The following is a 19,746-nucleotide window of genomic DNA, read 5'->3' as shown; positions in this document are numbered from 1 at the left end:
GTTAAAAAAAATTAAACCCCCCCCCCCCCCCCCCCGCAAATACACTAGTGGGAATCAACATTTCCTTAACAATAGATTAACAAAGTTGATGTCTTTTCACATTTATATTTTTTTCATGATATTGTAGAAATTCCTACTTACCTTAAATCTTCACATGCCTATTCCCCATTGAATGTATTGTATAGGGCTATGCGAGATCATCACTACATTATCGTAAGCGTCGTTAAATAGCGCCCACCTATCTTTCAGGGGGGCGCTATTTAACGGTTCTTTCCACAGTTAGTTGAATTTACGAGATTCAAGCAATAATAGTTTATTCCGTAGAAGTTCAAAACTGTTTCTGCCATATATGATGCGTTTGATGGTTTTCAACTTATTTATGCTACCCTCAGCTAATCCGTTGTTATAGGGTAGAGTACATGCATTTTCAACCGTATCTAAATCCTTTTTAATACCATCGAGAAAACTAGTCAATTCATTTAATTCGAGGGCTGCGGCCTCTGAAATCCATGTATGTAACAACTCTTTATCTCCCGAATGAAGAATCTCCTTAAAGCGCCAAACCAAGCAAAGTTATGTGCCGACTAATGGATACTTCTGAACAACGTTTTTTACTTGTTCAAGGGAAATTGCTTTCACTTTATCTATTGGCTTGTAGAGTAACTTTACAAGCCATTTTCTTTCCACAATCTCCGTGGAACCAGCGGTGACGTCGTCTTCCGGATCACCTTATAACCTTTTTTCTTTCGCTATGAATTGCCTAATCGCAGCTTCTAATCCTGTATATCCTTTTTTACAGATGGAAGTATGGATCTCTTTATAAGTTGTTCCTTTCGAGCGCAAGGCAATTACTTCATTTCTAAAAGGGGACAATTTTCCGGGGCGCCGTACACCATATTGACCATGGATAGGATTGAAATTGGGCGATAAATAATTTTTTATTGTGCGTTTTGTATAGCCTGTTTCATTAGTTATTTTTCTAATACTATAACCTTTTTCGTGTAAAGCTTTCACTTCTTTGACTTTATCCATAATCCTCTGGATTTCTTCATTATGTTCACGACCACGTTGATCCTCTGAATCTTCTGGGATTTCCCCTTCTCGCATTCTAATGTATTTTTGAATAGTTTGGAGGCTGCATTCCGTTTGTGTTCGGATATCTTGCTTAGTGAGGCCCTGGGACGCTAAGGACTTGACCCAAAGGATTTTAGTACGTCGTGAAAGTTTACTCGTAACAGTTCGTTCATCGCATTCTGTTCCTTGGTTAATGGAATGACAATTCACCCAGCTAAAATACTATACATACAGAGAGTGCTTACGTCAAATTTTTCACTAAGTGAAATCGATCACTGATATGGTGGGCTTCGGGATGGGCTTCACGAATCGCAGCGGCATAGGTAAGAGAGCCATCTCTTGAGACATATTTTATATTGGGAAAAAGAGAAAGCCAGCTAACTACGTCTTCTTTCACCCTTGATTCTATGAGATCAATGACCCGACCATCAGCTAGGTTCATCATGATGGTACCGTAACCCTTTCTTTTTTTTCATTGCAAAATCATCTATACAAATAGCTTCAATATCCTCTTTATTTATTACGAGCATGCTTTTTTTGATAATTACTGATTGTACTCTTTTTAACGTCGACTACGTGTTTCAATAGATAAACTGCAGCAGAGACAGAACTTTTTGTCAGTGATACTTCCAAAATTGTTTCTTTCAATCGGTTGGTTTTCTTCGCTATATTGTCTATAAAAGAAAAAGATTCGGCAAATGTCGTCCGAGGGCATGACGGATTATCACAAAACATTTTTCGATTAGATAGCGTAATAACTACCTTTTTATCTCGAATAGGTAAATCTCGGAAGTTTCGGCTATAGAGAGGAGTGGACTTGAGAAGATACACTTTGACAGGAAGGGCACGCACATTCTTTTCGAGTAGATTTCACAAAGAAATAAATGAAATCTGGAGATATATCGTGCCTGTACAAATCAAGTTTTCGTCAAGTAATGTGATAAGTTCTTCCAAAAAGCTCCTACATTCTTTTCACCCCGTTATAACAGAATACATCACCAATTCAACCAACGGTGGAAAGAACCTATTTGACGCTTACATTTCTGATAAGTGAAGTAGTTTAAATTGCTCCTGAATCCTTGGTACAAATTAGTTATATGTTTTTTAATGAATGAATCGCTTTGGTCTTATCTTGATTAAATATATATGATCCAGAAACAAGGATGTCTGCGCCGGCGGTCTTACATAGTTTTCCAGTTTCCAAACCAATTCCCCCATCCACTTCAATGGAATAATCCAATTGATGAACTTCGCGCAGCTTGGCTACTTGAGATATTTTATTTAGGGCCATAGTATGAAAGGGCTGTCCTCCAAATCCTTCATCACATGTCAACAAGAGTACAACATCCAGCAAATCTAAACAATGAAGGATGACATCGACCCGCGTTTCCAGCTTCAAAGCAATCCCTGCCTTCCTGTTTGCCTGCTTGATAGCTAGTAAGGTTTTCCTTAAGAATACTGTACTTTCCGGATGAATCATAATAACATCTGCACCCGTCTCTACATATTCATTTATGCTGCGCTCAGGTTCATCAATCATCAGATGAATCTCCAATGGCAAGGCTGTTATTTTACGAATAGCAGAGACTGTTGTAGCCCCCCATGTTGTAGGTTCAACAAATCTGCCATCCATGATGTCGATATGGATAGCATCCGCTCCGGCATTTTCCAACTGTTTGATATCACTTTCTAAATTTAAATAATCCGCGTTCAAAATGGAGGGAGATATGAACATATATAGCACCTGCTCTCCTGTTTATTCACCAATTATTTTAATATGGCACGTACGGTTTCGAACACGTAGCCGATCAAAGTCAATGAAATAAATATATCCCACCAAACCAATTTGCATTTCTCCGTTATCAATGACAAAGGTTTCACTTGTACCTAGCAAGGTGCTTTTCAAATGTGCGTCAGTATTTAGCATAGTATATGCTTCTGGACTGATTTCCCCTTTAAAATCCTCCAGTCCAACTCGTATATGTTCCGGACCTGGATGATGGTACTGGCCTTCCGTTTTGCATTCTGGTATAAGACCATCCAGAATCTTATTTAAATCAAGCTGTAAATATTCATAGCCATAATAGTCATTATCATAGGATAGCTCTTCAAAAATCACCGAGCATGTTGTATGCGGCGATGCCACAACGCAAATTCCTTCCTTAATACCACTTTCTTTTACGTGTTGTCTCACCTGCTCTGTAATTTCATGATAAGTTACCCGGTTTCCATGTGAGGTAAGATTTAGTTTTGCAGAATAAACCGCCATCTTCTACTTCCTCTCCTTTTTAAATGTTGCAACAGCCTGAATCATCTTTCTCATCATACCTACTGGATCCTCGGCCTTCACAATTCCACTCGTTACGCCTACACCATCTGCTCCCAATTGCAGCAATTCCACTACATCGTTTTCCGATCGAATTCCAGCTCCCTGTTCTACCAGGACATCTGGGTTAACTTTTTTAATACTTTCAATTGTAGAAGTGACATAGTCACGGCTACTGATTTGCGCTTGACCAATTAACTCTGTAGGCTCTGCCAATATGATGTCAGGATGAAGCATCGCTACAGCCTGCCCCTCCTGAATGGAGTCCACGCAGACAATGGTTTGTATTCCCACATCCTTTGCTCGAAGAATGGTATTAGAAAGTGTAGAAATCGCTAGTGGATGGTCAGCATGATTCAACACAACTGCTTGAACACCGATGTGTACAAGAGACTCTATTAACACTTTCCCCATCGTATCGCCTGGTTGAATATCATCCATATGCTGTGCGGTGACAATTAAATCTGGACATTTCCGTACGATATTAGCTAATTCTGTTTGCGGTGCAGTAAACAAAATATCAATCGGATTGGACTTTGCCAATTCATTGGCGTGAAGTGCTAATTCCATCAAGGATTCGCCATATAGAAAGCTCTTCGGATTAACCACAAAAAATGGATTCGTTATTTTTTTTTCTCGCAAAGCTAGGTCAGTCCCTTCAGATTATAATGTAACTGTCATTGTCTTAAATATATGAAAGTAATGAGTTAAACACTCCTCCATACCATTGCGCATTTGCTGATGGATATCAAAATAACTCTTTCCATCAGTCGATAGATCCTTAATTGAATTGTTTATAATATCTGTAAAAATATTAATCTTCACAATTCCACTTGACGCACAACGCGCAAGATTAGCATCTCCAGTGGAAGAACCACCATGCAATACCAGCGGTACCTGTACAACCTCCGATATGTCATGTAATCTTTCAAAATTTATTTCTGGCAAGCCCACGTAGGTGCCATGAGCAGTACCTATAGAAATCGCTAGGGAATCTACGTTTGTTTCCTGATAAAAACTCTTCGCCTCTTCAACTGTTGTATATGTAGAATCACTGCGTTCATGGTTTTCATAATTATCACCTGATCCGACATGTCCAATCTCAGCTTCAACAACAACACCTTTGGCATGTGCATAGGAAATGACTTCCTTTGTTTTTCTTACATTCTCTTCAAATGAATCCTGAGAAGCATCTATCATTACGGATGCGAAACCTAAATCTACTGCCCTTTTGACAAATTCTACATCCTCGCCGTGATCCAAATGGAGGACTACCGGGACTTTCGCTTGCTTCGCATAATATTTCCCAAGCATTGCCGCTTCCTCTATATCCATCAACTCATGATGCGCTTGCGCAAATGAAACAATTAGCGGAACATTGAGCTTTTCTGCCACAGCAATATAAGAACGTAATGTGTACTGATCTACAAAGTTAACAGCAGGGATTGCAAACTTCTTCCGCTGTGCAATTTTAAATAATTCCTTAGATGTCACTAACATTCCTTCACACTCCTCTTGAATTTAAGTGACACTAACAGCAATGTTTTCCTACTATGCTGACCATTATCACCTGAATCTCCAATATCATTTTCATTTAAACGTACAAGACAGATTAACTCGTTATTTTTTTGTTATAAAAATAGTTTGCTAGTAACACGATTATTAATATTGCTCCCCACATAAAGTCTTTGAAAAAGTTACTTACTTTTAGCATTCCTAGTCCACTCGATAAAACTTGCATTGTAATGACTGCCATTACAACACCAGCTACTTTTCCTTTTCCACCATAAGGGTTAACCCCACCCATTACAGCAACCAAGATAGCTTGTAGAATATAACTCGTTCCGAAATCAGCTTTTGCAGAGTTAGCAGCTGATGCCATCAAAAGACCTGCAATAGAGGCAAGTGAAGCACTTATTATGTATGCCTTTATTGTAGTAGATGTAACGTTTAATCCAGAAAACTTTGAAGCGATTGAGTTAGAACCAGCCATCTGAAGTTTTAAACCGTAGTCCCTTAAGTTTAAAATAAAATATGAAAACACAACAAATACAATAAAGACAATCAAAGGAAATGGAAGCCCAAAGACAGTTCCACCACCGACAAGCGAAAAGGTATCTGGTAAGCCTACAATCGATTTCCCTTTTGTAAGAACTAAAGCTATTCCCATAAACAGCTGCATCGTTCCTAAGGTAACAATTATAGCTGGAATACCAACAACTGCGACCAGTAATCCATTAATAAGCCCGGCGAGTATACCTATCAATAATGCACAAATAATACCTAATAGAATATAAGGTATAGATGTAGCCATAGTCGCACCTACAGGTACTAAATGAACCATCACCATCGACGCTATAATGGCTGATAAGTTAGCCGTACTAACGATGGATAAATCAATTCCACCAGAAACCATGGAAAACATCATAGCTAGTGTAAACAATCCTAAAATAGGAAATTGATAGGATATCGAAAGCATCATTCCTTTAGACAAAAACACACTAGGATTCATAATGGTCATAACAATAAAAACACCTAGCATAATAAAAAACAATAAGGTTAAATCTCCGTACCTATCAATAAAATCTTTATTAATATTTAATACTTTTTTATTTTTATTCGTTTTTATTAAGTCTGGCAATCTTTACACCCCTTTGCATCAATCCGCCATAATTGGATTTCTCTTTACAAGTGACTTTTTCACCTGAATTGCTGTAATTCCAGTTCCCATCAAAATAAGTGCACCGATAACAAATCGTTGCCAATAAGAAGGTATTCCTAATAAAATAAGGCTATTTTCGATAATTAAAATTAATAATAACGCCACAAATGAACCAAAAACAGTCCCATGTCCACCCGTAATTCTAGCTCCGCCCAATACGACTGCTGCAATAATTAATAATTCTCCACCAAGAAGATCCGTACCATTAGCGGTTCGACTCATAATTGTGTGAATGATACCAGCTACTCCAGCCAACATACCAACAAAAGAATATACAAATATTTTTATCCTTCTCGGTGAAATCCCCATTCGTTCAGCAGAAACCTCATCTCCTCCTAATGCATAAATAGATCTTCCTATCATCGTATATTTTAGTAAATACCATCCCAAAATAACTACCGCCACTGTAATTAAGAAAACAGTCGGAATACCGATAAGCCCAAAATCGGTAGATACTTCAATAATTCTAGACTTTGAAAGATCAATCATCGATTGTGGCAATCTTGTAATTTGACCTTTATTTATAAATGTCAGTAAAAATCCGCTATAAAGAGATGCGGTTCCCAAAGTAACAATAAGTGTGGGTAAATTAAAAAATGCAATGAATATAGAGTTAATAAACCCTAGCAATAATCCGATCAGCGCTCCCATAACAAATGCTAATATAACAGGTCCTTCATAATCCATATCAGTTAGTATAGAAGATGTTGTATACATACTAAATGCTGCAATCGCTGGAAAGGAGATATCTATCCCCCCAGAAATTAAGACGATTAATGTACCAATCACGAAGATTCCTGGCACAATACCTCCACGAATTAAGTCAAACCAATTATTCATTGAAAAGAAAGTACTGTTTTGGCTTCCAATAAAAAGAATAAGTAGTATAACTACGATAGTTATATAAAATTCATTGCTTTTTAATAGCTGTTTCATACTCCACCAACTTTCAGTAAAAATATATTAATAAACTATCTACTTATGGAAAAGTCATTTGTATTATCTATTGAAATTATTCTTCCTTTGTCCATCGTTATTATTTTATTACAATTTTGTTTAAGTTCAGGGATATCATCTGAAATTACAATTACGCCCATACCTTTTATCGCTTGCTCTTTAATAACATCATGTATTTCTTCTTTTGAACCAATATCAACACCTACAGTAGGACTATTTAATATTAATATTTGCGGCTCACTCGCCAACCATTTTGATAAGACAACCTTTTGCTGATTACCTCCAGATAATACACTAACATTTCTTTTTGGATACTTTGCAACAATTCCCAAATTTTCAATCCAATGATTTACAGATTCTTTTACTTTTTTATCATCAATAACTTTAAAACCCTTTAACAAATTTCCAATTGTTGAAACAACAATATTTCGTTCAATCGATTGTTCCAAAAACAAACCTTTTGTCAAACGATCCTCTGGAACATAGACAATTCTCCTTTTTATGGCTTGCCTAGGATTTCCAATAGTTACCTCTTCACCATTAATTTTCATACTTCCAGAGTCTGAAGGAGTAATTCCGAAAAGAGCCTCTGCTAATTCAGTTCTTCCAGATCCTAATGTTCCTGTAATCCCAATAATGTCTCCAGGATAGACCTCTAAATTAATACCAGCAAACATTTGCTTCAACCCAAAATCGTGTAGTTTAAGAAGTGGTTTACTGTCCTTATTAAATGATGATTTGTATATTGTTTCTTTAATCTCTCTACCAGTCATATAATAGATCATTTTGTTTGTATCTAAATCTTTCACCAATTTTTCAGTAACATTTTCACCGTTTCTTAAAATGGTTACACGTTCAGCAATTTCAAATATTTCTTCTAATTTATGACTAACGAATAGTACTGAAATCCCTTCATTTTTTAAGTTTGTTATCACACGAAAAAGTGATTGAACCTCTTTACTCGTTAATGCAGTAGTTGGCTCATCCATTACAATCAATTTCGCATTATAAAGGAGAGATCTTGCGATTGCGATTAGCTGTTTATCCGCTACAGATAGATTTTCCACTTTTTCATTAATATCAATCTCTACGTTTATAGTTTCTAAAGCTTGCTTCGCTATTTTGCGAAACCTTTTCCAATTTACTATTTTTTTGTTGTTCGACATCTCATAGCCTAAAGCAAGGTTTTCTGTCACGGTTAAATTTGGAAATATTGAAAAGTCTTGATATATTACTTGAATTCCTTCAAGTATTGATTCCTTCGTGTTTAATTTATTATATTGCTTCTGATTTATATGCATTTCACCATCATCAGGTATATGTACTCCCGACAATACTTTAATTAATGTTGATTTCCCACACCCATTTTCTCCGGCTAGACAATGAATTTCCCCAGGATATATAGTTAAATCCACATTTTTAAGTGCTTTGACACCACCAAAGTTCTTGCTTATATCTCTCATCTGAATTAATGGGTCCAAGAGAATAACACCTTCCTCTCAAATAAAATATTTACTGTAATCAATGCCTATACTTGGGTCTAATTTGATTCATATTTCTTGACTTGTTAAGACTTCATAAAGAGGAAAAGTATTTACAATCACCTCTCCTCCCAAACAAATCATTAAACATGTCGAATTCTTTTAATTAGCCTAAATCGATTTAACTTCTATTGTTAAAAATCATATTTATCAAGATTGTTTTTATCAACTTTTACTGGTGCATTACCATATAAATACTTTCCATCTACAATTAGATTTTCATATCCTGGAATACCAAGATCCAGTCCCTCTTTAATTTCATCTTTTTTTCCATCAAGAATCATAACAGCCAATTTATTCATCACGTAACCAGCATCCGCCGGATCCCAGAAGGTAATTGCATGCATAGAACCATTTTCAATATATTGCCCACTTACAGATGGTACACTCGTTCCAACAACATGAATTTGACCTTCAAGTCCAAGTTCTTCAATAGCCAATGATGCCCCAGGTGCATCATTGGATGATGAACCTTGATATCCTTTTAAGTTTGGATGTGTCTTTAATACTTCTCTAAATCTTGCGCTTGCTGTTTGTAAGTCATCATTTGTTTCAACTTGTCTTTCAATTGCAATCATGTTTGGATAAGCTTCCTGTTGTCTGTTATAAGCCGCTTCCTCCCACGCCATATGCGAATTAGATGTTAAACTACCTACAGCAGTCATGTATTCGCCTTCTTCACCCATAGCTTCGGCAAGGCTATCCATTAAGAATACCCCGTAGTCTGAATTATTAAATGCTTCAATATTATAATCGACGTTTTCCATTCCATCTGCTTCATGAGTAATAACGACAATGCCAGCATCTCTTGCTTTCTTTAATACCGGTTCCAAAGACTCAGCTGAAAACGGAACAACTGTAATTGCGTCTACCTGTTGTGCAATTAAATCTTCTATAATTTGAACCTGCAATGCAGCATCTGCTTCTTGTGGCCCTTGCTGAAATGCATCATGACCAGTGTCTTCAGCAAATCTTTCAACACCTACTCCCATACGGTCAAACCAACCAACACCTGTTAACTTTACAACTGTAGCAATCTTGTATTTCTCAGCAGTATCTTTAGCTGTACCATCATCTGCACCTTCTTTTGTTGGAGGTGATTCATCCGGACTACATCCAATAAGTAAAGCAGACAATACCGCCAGTATAAAACCGATAAAAAGTAACTTATTCTTTTTCACAAATATCTCCCCTTATTATTAATTATTTTTTAGTGACTTTATATTAAACTGTCATGCTTTACATAATGATCACCCTCTCCAATTATTAAACTAAAAAAGTAAAATATATATTTTGTCTATCAAAGCCAAATTATCGTTAATTACAGTGTTCAATACTAATTCCCTTTGTTATAGAAACAGTCTTGATATTAGTCTCTTTAATTACTGTACATTTGTTTATATTCAGTTAATTTCATTCATCAACATTTTATTATTTTCATAAAGTTTTCTATATATATTATAATTACGTTCCAACACTTCACAATTTTCTTTCTTTGGTTCTACTTTGTAATCCAGTTCAACCCATGTATCAACATCTTTCAGTTCGAAATGCCAACCTAATGCCATCGCACATAAAAATGCATTTCCATAAGCTGCACCTATCGTTACATTTGGTACGTTTTGACTCATATTACATATATCACTAACGCTTTGTACCCATAAATCGCTTTTTACACCCCCACCAACTATTACCGCTCTTTTTATTGATGTATTTAACTTTTTCATTTCATCAATATTGTGACGTATAGAAAAGGCAATCCCTTCAATAATAGATCTATATATATCTTCCTTCGTATGTTGCAAGGTTAGTCCAAATATCATCCCTTTAGCATTTGCATGATGTATCGGGGTTCTTTCTCCACTAAAATAAGGAAGTGTTATTAGTCCATTAGAACCTACTGGACTCTTTAAAGCTTCTTTTGTTATATAAGTATATAGGTCAGACGTATCCATCTTTTTCATTTCACTTTGATCCATAAATGGAAGCATTAATTTGTCTAAATACCATCTTGTTAAAGAGCCTGCTGTAGATGTACCGCCTGTTATTGTATATAACCCTTCTACCGCATGTATATTTGGCCAGAAGCTACGTGTGTTTTGAAGAGAATCCACAATATTAATAAAGAAAGTAGAACTACCATACATTAACATTAAATCACCCGGGTGAATGGCTCCAACACTAATTGATTCCGATAACGCATCAGCCGTTCCAGCGATTACCTTGGTTCCTTGCGTTAATCCTGTTTCCAGTGCTGCTTCCTTAGTAACTTCCCCAATAATTTCATGGCTCCATGCCAAGTTTGGCAGTTTATCTGCCTCTGTTATTTTCGGTACTATTTCATCATCCCAAGATAAATTATTTATATTAAATAGGGGTGAATAAGATGCAGCAGTGTAACGGTCGATAATGAACTCATTCGTAAGTTTATATGCCACATAACCCGATCCACATAAAAATTTATAAGTTTTCTCATAAACTTCTGGTTCATTTCTTTGAATCCAAAGAATTTTTGGACCAGATGATTGAGAAGAAAGATATTGGCCACCTTTTTCAAAAATTACATCTTCACCAATCTCATCATTAAGCAGTTCTATTTCTTTATCGGCTCGTGTATCTACACCATATAGAATTGCCTTTCTAAGTGGAATACCTTTTTTATCTATTGGCACAACTGCCGGGGCAATAGCACTGACACCAACAGCCTGAATTTCCATTGAATCAATGCTATAGCTTAGTTTTGCTTCTTTTATAATGGAATTACTTAATAGTTTAAAATCATTCCACCATACATTTTCAGCATCATGTTCAGCCCAGCCTGGACGAGGTACTTCTAACTTATGAGGAACTGACTTTGTGACAATAATTTTCCCTTCACTATCTACAAGTACACCTTTTGATTCATATGTACCTATATCAATCCCCAGTACATAAGCCATTTAACTCACCTCTTATTAATTCTTATATTCCAAAACTCTAAACTACTTCAATGTATTGTAATCGCTTTCAATTAATTTGGTTGACGCTAGATTAACTTATAATTTCAATACTTTTTTCATGTTTTGTTTTCTCTTAGAATCACTTACTGATATATTCATATATTCCTTTATAAAATAATGCACCGACTGTTGCACCGGGATCGATTTTCCCAATTGATTGTTCCAAATATCTACCTGCCCTACCATGTTGGGATTGCATATTTACTGTATCGTTCATTCCTTTTACCGCTGCATTATAAGCTTTTTCAATTGCTTCATTCATTCTTTCTTTATTGTTAATAGATTGTTCCAACGATATTGTGGCGGGTGAAAGCGAATCCAATATTGTCTTATCGCCTACTTTCGCCTTTCCTCTATCCATTATTCCTACCTCGATTTCCTTTAACATATCCCGGAAGCCCTCTAAATTTAATTCTGTTTTACCTTTTAATGCCTTCCCTGCTTTTATAAACCCTGAGGCAAAAAGTGTCCCCATTGTTGATGGCGCACTGTCTGCTAATGTCATTCCGCTTCGTAATAATAGACTACCTACATCAACAAACTCTTCATTATCTGCATATTCCTTTATAGATCGGAACCCTCGAGACATGGTCAAACCAATATCTCCATCGCCAATTGCTCCATCTAATTCACATAAATAATCCTTATTTTCATCCATTATTAGGCTGACGTCACCGAAAATACCAATTATATCTTTAATCGTCAATTCACGTTCCATCACTTCAACCCTTTCCATTTACTTTTGAATGAAAAATGGTGTTTCAAATGGATCATCCATTAGTTCTTTAAATTCTTCATTTAGCTTAAATACAGAAATTGATAAACCGACCATTTCGAAGGAAGTGGCATACTCGCCTATATAGTTCCGATAAATTTTCACATCTTTTTCTTCCAATACCTTATATACTTTACGATAAATAATATACTGCTCTTCTAGCGGAGTAGAACCCAAGCCGTTAATTAGAACTGCAACTTCACTTCCAGCAGGTATATCCAAATCCTCCAAGATAGAAGTTATAATTTTTTCAGCAACAATATCTGCTGTTTCAATTTTACCTGTTTGTATACCTGGCTCCCCATGTATACCAATTCCAAGCTCCATTTCGCCATCCCTTATTCTAAACGTTGGTTTACCGACCGCTGGAAGTATGCACGGAGTTAACGCTATTCCCATTGTACGTACATTATTATTTGCCTTTATAGCAATATCCTTAACCTCTTCCAAAGTAGAAAATCTTTCTGCTTTCGCTGCAGCAACTTTATATATGAAAAACATCCCCGCTACACCACGCCGCTTGTCTTCTCCCCCTTTTGGATAAGATGCTACATCATCAGTTGCGACAACATTCTCCACTTTAATTTCTTCCATATCAGCTAAGTCCGTAGCCATACCGAAATTCATCACATCTCCACCGTAATTACCATATAACGCCAATACACCGACTCCACCATCTACTGCCTTAATTGTATCTAATATTTGCTGGGCACTTGGAGATTGAAAAACATCGCCTACAGCTACCCCATCTAACATTCCTTCACCAACATATCCAAGAAATAATGGTAAATGTCCTGTACCTCCACCTGTGACAATCCCTACTTTGTTTTTAGTAGGAGAACTTTTTCTTGTTAATGAACGATTATCCTCACGAACACTTTTTAATTTATCGGAATGAGCTAGTAATAAGCCTTCTAACATTTCATCGACGACTTTGTAAGGGTCATTAATAAATTTCTTCATTACATACTTTTCCTCCAACATTATCACTCCATATATGTTAGTTTATTTACTAATCTTTATAGGCATGGTATACAAAGTTTCATTTAGCATATCAACGAAACAAAGAAGATCATCATAAACCAATTGTATTTGCAATATCAATTACTTTACTCCGAATACATAGTAAATAGATGTTTCACTCACCTTCAAAAATAGTTCACAAAAATACTATCTACATGTTTTTCAATTTAAGTTGACCCATATACTTTTAACTTCTGTATAATTCTCCAAAGCATAGGATCCCATTTCCCTACCAAAACCTGAATTTTTGAATCCGCCAAAAGGGGATGCCGGATCAGTAGCATTGTAGCAGTTAATCCAAATAGAACCCGATTTCAACTTATTCGCAATCTTATGGGCCTTTGTAATATTTTCTGTCCAAACCCCTGCCCCCAGTCCATATTCGGAATCATTTGCCCTTTCAACAACTTCAAGTTCATTTTCAAATTTCGAGACAACTAGTACTGGTCCAAAAATTTCTTCCCTAGAAATTCGCATATCGTCTTCGACATCCCCGAAAATTGTGGGTTCTACAAAGCATCCTTGTTCTGATGCTCCTCCTCCATAGACCAGTTTAGCACCTTCCGATTTTCCAATCTCAATGTAATTTATCACCCGTTCCTTTTGTTCTTCTGAAACAAGTGGCCCCATAGTAATACCTGATTGTAATCCTGTACCTAATTTCACCTTCTTTGCGAGATTGACTAATCTATCCACAAACTCTTCATAAATGCTTGAATGTACATAAGCTCTAGATCCCGCACTACAGACCTCCCCTTGGTTGTACATAATACCGGCAAATACTCCTTCCGCAGCCTTATCTAAGTCCGCATCTTTCAATATAATATTCGGTGATTTCCCTCCAAGTTCAAGAGTAACTCGTTTCATCGTATTTGCCGCTTCTTTCATAATAATCTTTCCTACCTCTGTAGAGCCTGTAAACGCAATTTTGTTAACTAAGGGATGTTTCACAAGAGCTGCACCAGTTGTTTCTCCGTGACCACTGACAATATTAATGACTCCTTTAGGAAATCCAGCTTCTTGAACTAATTTCGCCAAATAAAGTGCCGATAATGGAGTCTGCTCCGCTGATTTTAGGATAATTGTACAACCAGCTGCAAGAGCCGGTGCAATTTTCCAAGCAGCCATCATAAAAGGAAAATTCCAAGGTATGATTTGGCCTACAACACCAATAGGTTCATGACGAGTATAATTTAAAAAATCCCCATTAACCGGAATATGTTGACCCATTAACTTACTTGCCCATCCACTAAAGTATTTAAATTGGCCGATGGCATTTGGCAAATCATTTTCCAAAAGTTCTGCAAGCGGTTTCCCATTATCCAAACTATCAATCTCCGCAATGTATTGTTTATGTTCATCGATAAGGATTGCAAGTTTATAAATCAAATCGCCACGTTCAAGCGGTGTCATTGTAGACCATTGACCATTTTCAAATGCGTCTTTTGCTGCTTGAACGGCACTGTTTACATCTTCCTCTGAAGCCTCATGGATTTCCGCCAATACTTCATTATTTGCAGGGTTTAATGTTTGAAATGTATTATTTGAGGATGAAGAAACAAACTCCCCACCTATAAACAACTTTTTTTCTTCGTTCAAAAAATCCGATACGACCTTAGAAAGTTGTATTGTTTCTATGTTTTGCACAGTGTTCATTAGAACCTCTCCTTTTTTTATCAATTCAAGTTACCCACTATTTTCTCTTTCCACAGGACAGTAGAAATTGTTTATTGGTTGTTGTGATATTCAAATCATATCGCTTTCGTCAATATTATTTCAATGTCCCTTCTTGATGCACATCGTGGATTTGCTTCCAAATATAAGTCATCGTTAAATGCTATATCCGTCAATACTCCAATACCTTCCTCTTTCACACCGATCTCGCTCAAATATTCTGGTCTCCCTACTTCTTTCGTTAATTCCTTCACCCTTTTCACACCAGCTTTCGCCACATCTTCGACAGACATTCCCCGAGTGTTCACTCAGAGTGCCTGAGCGATATCTGAGAGCTTTTCAGAATTTGAAATCCAATTATATTCCAAGACCTATGGAAGCAAAATAGCGTTTACAATTTAATGCGAAGCATCATATTGTGCTCCAATTCCGTAGACTAGTCCAAGACCACCATTTGAAAAAGGATGGACAAAGATTTGGCTGATTCAACAACTCTACCGCCACTCACAGCAATAATATTTTGAATCCCATCATCCTTATGCTTTTCATAAATAGCGTTCATGGCGTTTACGCTTGGGTTCGGTTTTATCTCATTGAATGTCTTTGATTTTTCTTGAATTCCCAGAAGACTATCCCATACTTAGCGATAGCATCTTTCAAAAACTTTAGACTTCCTGATCCAGTATAAAGTGTCGTCTTTTTCATAAATTCCTTAACGTTCTGTTCACTTATTGATTTTCATCTCCCAATCATTTATTTTATTAAACTCTTGATATGTTTCTACTACACGAAGATAAAACTCGACTGATTTTTCTAGCTTACTGATTAAAATCGATTCATCTGGCTGATGAGCTTGGGTCGGGTCACCCGCTCCGCAAATCAATATTGGACAATCAAAATGCTTTCTAAATACTGAGCCATCGGTGTAATAGTTAGCACTTTGACTATGTGCACCTTTTTGATTCATCTCTTGATTCGTAAGTTGAAGTTTTTTTATTAAAGCGCTTTCATTATTATTTTTTAAGGGCTCAAGATTTTGAAGAACAACATAATTAGCTTGAAATTCAACTTTGGTATCTGTAAGTTTAGCTATAATAATGTCAAGTTCATTTAAAATTTTGGAGTTTTGAGATGCTGAGATTGTACGAAAATCTAGATTTAATGTGCAATAATCGGGAACTACATTTGTAGCAACACCTCCTTGAATTGTATTAGTACTTTGGCTCATAACTCCTAACAAATCATCAACTTCATCTAACTTAAAATTTTTAAGTTCTTCCAGAATATACATCATTGAATCAATCGCATTAGTTCCTTCATCCGGCATCGAACCGTGTGCCGTTTTGCCGAAGGTTCTAATTTCAAGCCATAAAGCACCTTTATGGGCAATATATAGATCCATACTACTTGGTTCAGCAATCAGAATTGCTCCAGGATTTTCGATTAATCCTGTTTCAATCGCTGCTCGAGCCCCAAGACAATCCACTTCTTCCCCGACTGTTCCGACAAAAACGACATCCTGTTCTAAAGAAAATTTATTTTCTTGTAGAATCAGCATCGTTTCAAGGATGGCAGCAACTCCGCCTTTCATGTCTGTCGTTCCTCTTCCATACATTCGTCCATCCTTTATTTCAGCCTCGAATGGATTAAAAGTCCAAGGCTGTTCACCGATTGGTACGGTATCTAAATGGCCGTTAAAATATATTTTTTTTAGTGTTGAATCTTTTCCTTTTAATGTTACAACAATGTTTGATCGATTTTCATCTACCTGATGCAACTGACATTCCAGACCACTAACCGAAAGAGTATCGTAAATTAATTTGGCTAACTTATGTTCATCACCTGGAGGATTAACAGTGTTAACCTTCACCATCCTTTGTAAAAGTTCAACCATTCTTTGAGTACTCACACTAGTCCTACCTCCTGAACCTTCAGACAAAACTAACTATTAAGTTTATTTATCTGTTAAGATGACTATAAATCATTTACAATTAGACTTGTATACAAAATAATAATCGTTTAATTATACTTTTATCTAAGGAGGTAAGAATGATGCTATTTAAAGAACTAATGGAGTTGAATTTTCTTAAGGAATCCGAAGTACTCACTACCTGTCCTTTAAAAAATCGAATGAATAATATTACATTTATAGACTCGCCCGATGGAAATCAATGGATAAAAAAAGGAGACTTCGTTTTAACAACTGGTTATTTCGCTTCAGGAACGAATGATTGGGAAGAAAGATTTTATATGTTTATAAAAGGGGTGATTGATAGGAAGGGTTTCGGGCTAGGGGTTAAAATAGGTAGACATATTCCTTATTTGCCGAAAGAAGTCCAACTATATGCAATTAAGAATAACTTCCCAATCCTTAAATTGAATAATGGGATAGCCTGGTCAGATTTTTTATGGGAAATTACCCATGCACTTTCGAAAGCAAAAGATGATGAGATACACCAATTAAATACTATTTACGAGAAGTTCCATAACCACATGAAAGAAAAAGGTGATATTCATCAATTAGCAAAGGTTCTCTACAGCATCATTAAAATACCGTTAACTATATACTTCAAAAAAATGAATGTGAGAATCGATTATCCCGAACAACCAAATCACACTATCAACTTGGACTATTTGATTAGTACTGCTTTTTACGGAATAAGCAATCAAATTCAAATAGTAAAATACGAACAAACCCTATTTACAATTAAATGGATTAATGAAAAAAATAGTCTTGAAGGTGGTATATTTGTTTGGTCGGACTCTGCTGAACTAACACCGAAAATTAAAATAGCCGTTGAACAAGCTGCGATTATAGCAAATCTAGAGGTCGAGAATCAAAATATAATTAAAACTATTGAGCAAAGGCATCTAAACGATTTCATTTTGGAACTAATTAATAATTCGTTTGAAACTAAACACTATGTCCAAAACAAAATGAATTACTTTGATTTCGAAATCGCAAATAATTATCGACTGCTATTGATTAATATTGAACATAATGAAGGTATTTCCAAAAAGAGTTTAATCAATCAAGTTAAATCCATTCAGAATCTCGTTTTAAACAAGGTTTTAATAGGGCAGAATTATGATAATAACTTAATTATCATTATCCCAGAAGATATTTTCGAGTTGACAAAAAGAGAATTATTAAATTTCTTGGATAAAAAGTTTCCGACTATAAATATAAATTGTGGTGCTAGCCGTCCTTATGCATTACCAGAACTTCCCAAGGCTCAAAGGGAGGCCAAGATAGCACTGAGGATTTCAAAAGAAAATCGATTACAAGAAAATCATATTACTTTTTCAAACTTTGAGCATTTAAATATTGAAAGAATCATGTTTTCAGAATCAACCACTGAAGAAGCCCAAAATATATATAAAGAAACCTTACATAAAGTTATTGAATATGATAAATACCACAAAACTGAACTACTTAATACATTACATTTCTATTTTGAATGTAATCTCAATGTAGAAATGACAGGAGAAAGGCTATTCATCCATAAGAACACTGTTAGATACCGATTAAAATCGATTTCATCACTTCTAAATGTCAATTTAGATTCACTTAATACAATTATTCTTCTCAAAATCGCATTTACTTACATCTACTTTAATGAACTGTATTAGAATAAGTGTCTGTCCACAACGAGACCTATATATTTGTAGATTGAAGTGGTGGGTTCGGGGCTTGCCGCGGCAAGAATGTAGTCAACCCTAGAACGGAAATCTACAATCTTAAATGGGCTACCATGAATATTGATTACCATGAACTTTCAGTTATTTACGCGTAATTGAAGGGTACCTGTGCGACAAACAATCATGATAGTTTCTTGCGCAGGTACGCGGCACTAAGTGTATTGGGGGTTTTACCGATAGGCAGGGTTTGGAACTTGAATGAGGGGGCTGTGCAAGACACAAATTCAACGAAATCCATGATAGTTTACGGATTTCGCGATGCACAAGCACCCTTTCTAACATCAGTACATCGATTGATATTTTAAATTTAATATAAGGGAATCAGTTCAAACAACACCAAAAGCCTTAAACACCCCATCTATCGGATCCGAATAAAAATAAGCGTCAAATTTGACGCTTACTCCTTTTCTGACTGTATAAAAAGGTTTTTTTCGACCCAGAACCGTCTAACGTCCATATGAATATAAAATAAAATAGGGTAAGCTACAAAACGTGATTACTTGTCTCTAGCTAGCACCTTTTGCCACAATAAAAATTAATGTCTTAGTCTTAGTCTTAGTCTTAGTCTTAGTCTTAGTCTTAGTCTTAGTCTTAGTCTTAGTCTTAGTCTTATACGATGCTAATTACTAACTTTAAATGGGGTTAAGAACCTCCTAAAGATTGGGTTGATTTGGAGCTAGTATAGATGTATGGACACAAGTTAGTTAAGTCTCTATCCTAATAAATAGAGAGGACGTGTCCGGAATGAAGCAAAAACGTTATAACCAGGAATTCAAACAAACAATCGTCGAACTCTACAGGTCTGGCACATCTGTGAGTGATCTCAGCCGTGAATATGGTGTATCTGAAGTAACAATCTATAAATGGATCAAAGCCCATTACCCAATTGAAAATGGAGGGGGTTTGACTTCCGCTGAAATTGCGGAGATCCAAAAGGAAAACCTTCGCCTTCA

At 36.1% G+C, this 19,746-nt stretch carries 18 protein-coding genes and 1 pseudogene; 2 read left to right on the top strand and 17 right to left on the bottom strand.

Annotated elements, in window-relative coordinates; all coding sequences use genetic code 11:
• Positions 1-279 precede the first annotated feature (279 nt).
• The 17 genes and pseudogenes from R2B77_RS18005 to R2B77_RS16265 form a co-directional block, all read right to left on the bottom strand.
• On the bottom strand, positions 280-567 hold the full coding sequence (locus tag R2B77_RS18005) for a transposase (RefSeq protein ID WP_404830763.1): 288 nt from the start codon (positions 565-567) through the stop codon (positions 280-282).
• A gap of 162 nt (positions 568-729) precedes the next feature.
• Positions 730-1,107, bottom strand: a complete 378-nt coding sequence (locus R2B77_RS16340) for a hypothetical protein (RefSeq protein ID WP_203247278.1) — start codon at positions 1,105-1,107, stop codon at positions 730-732.
• Between the two features lie 208 nt (positions 1,108-1,315).
• Positions 1,316-1,531: pseudogene (locus R2B77_RS16335) on the bottom strand (transposase); the annotation flags it as partial.
• Between the two features lie 636 nt (positions 1,532-2,167).
• The gene (gene rpe, locus R2B77_RS16330; protein ID WP_203247276.1) at positions 2,168-2,809 is read right to left on the bottom strand and encodes a ribulose-phosphate 3-epimerase; all 642 of its coding nucleotides are present in this window, start codon (positions 2,807-2,809) and stop codon (positions 2,168-2,170) included.
• A gap of 21 nt (positions 2,810-2,830) precedes the next feature.
• Positions 2,831-3,343, bottom strand: a complete 513-nt coding sequence (locus R2B77_RS16325; RefSeq protein WP_203247275.1) for a YjbQ family protein — start codon at positions 3,341-3,343, stop codon at positions 2,831-2,833.
• Between the two features lie 3 nt (positions 3,344-3,346).
• Positions 3,347-4,042 carry a triose-phosphate isomerase gene (locus tag R2B77_RS16320; protein WP_203247274.1) on the bottom strand — a complete coding sequence of 232 codons (696 nt, stop codon included), beginning with the start codon at positions 4,040-4,042 and terminating at the stop codon, positions 3,347-3,349.
• Between the two features lie 21 nt (positions 4,043-4,063).
• Positions 4,064-4,900, bottom strand: coding sequence for a class II fructose-bisphosphate aldolase (locus tag R2B77_RS16315; protein WP_203247273.1), 837 nt, complete (start codon positions 4,898-4,900; stop codon positions 4,064-4,066).
• Positions 4,901-5,012: 112 nt separating this feature from the next.
• Entirely contained in the window at positions 5,013-6,041 is a 1,029-nt protein-coding gene (locus R2B77_RS16310; RefSeq protein WP_203247272.1) for an ABC transporter permease, read from the bottom strand.
• 18 nt (positions 6,042-6,059) lie between these two features.
• Entirely contained in the window at positions 6,060-7,058 is a 999-nt protein-coding gene (locus tag R2B77_RS16305; protein ID WP_203247271.1) for an ABC transporter permease, read from the bottom strand.
• Between the two features lie 35 nt (positions 7,059-7,093).
• The gene (locus tag R2B77_RS16300; protein WP_203247270.1) at positions 7,094-8,560 is read right to left on the bottom strand and encodes a sugar ABC transporter ATP-binding protein; all 1,467 of its coding nucleotides are present in this window, start codon (positions 8,558-8,560) and stop codon (positions 7,094-7,096) included.
• 194 nt (positions 8,561-8,754) lie between these two features.
• Complete coding sequence (locus R2B77_RS16295) at positions 8,755-9,801, bottom strand: autoinducer 2 ABC transporter substrate-binding protein (RefSeq protein WP_203247269.1); 1,047 nt, start codon at positions 9,799-9,801, stop codon at positions 8,755-8,757.
• 222 nt (positions 9,802-10,023) lie between these two features.
• Positions 10,024-11,559, bottom strand: a complete 1,536-nt coding sequence (locus tag R2B77_RS16290) for an FGGY-family carbohydrate kinase (RefSeq protein WP_203247268.1) — start codon at positions 11,557-11,559, stop codon at positions 10,024-10,026.
• 139 nt (positions 11,560-11,698) lie between these two features.
• The gene (gene dhaL / locus R2B77_RS16285) at positions 11,699-12,337 is read right to left on the bottom strand and encodes a dihydroxyacetone kinase subunit DhaL (RefSeq protein WP_203247267.1); all 639 of its coding nucleotides are present in this window, start codon (positions 12,335-12,337) and stop codon (positions 11,699-11,701) included.
• A gap of 18 nt (positions 12,338-12,355) precedes the next feature.
• Positions 12,356-13,357, bottom strand: coding sequence for a dihydroxyacetone kinase subunit DhaK (locus R2B77_RS16280; protein ID WP_203247266.1), 1,002 nt, complete (start codon positions 13,355-13,357; stop codon positions 12,356-12,358).
• Between the two features lie 222 nt (positions 13,358-13,579).
• Complete coding sequence (locus tag R2B77_RS16275) at positions 13,580-15,073, bottom strand: aldehyde dehydrogenase family protein (protein ID WP_203247298.1); 1,494 nt, start codon at positions 15,071-15,073, stop codon at positions 13,580-13,582.
• 95 nt (positions 15,074-15,168) lie between these two features.
• Positions 15,169-15,384 (bottom strand): hypothetical protein, encoded by a 216-nt coding sequence (locus R2B77_RS16270; RefSeq protein ID WP_203247265.1) that lies wholly within the window; start codon positions 15,382-15,384, stop codon positions 15,169-15,171.
• 431 nt (positions 15,385-15,815) lie between these two features.
• On the bottom strand, positions 15,816-17,000 hold the full coding sequence (locus R2B77_RS16265; protein WP_203247264.1) for a M20 family metallopeptidase: 1,185 nt from the start codon (positions 16,998-17,000) through the stop codon (positions 15,816-15,818).
• Between the two features lie 143 nt (positions 17,001-17,143).
• Here R2B77_RS16265 and R2B77_RS16260 point away from each other — a divergent pair, with 143 nt between their 5' ends.
• Both R2B77_RS16260 and R2B77_RS16255 read left to right on the top strand, forming a co-directional pair.
• Positions 17,144-18,724 carry a PucR family transcriptional regulator gene (locus tag R2B77_RS16260; RefSeq protein ID WP_203247263.1) on the top strand — a complete coding sequence of 527 codons (1,581 nt, stop codon included), beginning with the start codon at positions 17,144-17,146 and terminating at the stop codon, positions 18,722-18,724.
• An 813-nt stretch (positions 18,725-19,537) separates the two neighbouring features.
• Positions 19,538-19,746: transposase (locus R2B77_RS16255; protein ID WP_322555759.1), on the top strand; the 209-nt coding region annotated here is incomplete at its 3' end.

Origin of the sequence: Sporosarcina beigongshangi (genome assembly GCF_033485195.1) — a bacterium.
Classification (GTDB): Bacteria; Bacillota; Bacilli; order Bacillales_A; family Planococcaceae; genus Sporosarcina; species Sporosarcina beigongshangi.
The sequence above is the reverse complement of the archived record's forward strand: the minus strand, read 5'-3'. Positions and strand labels throughout refer to the sequence as shown.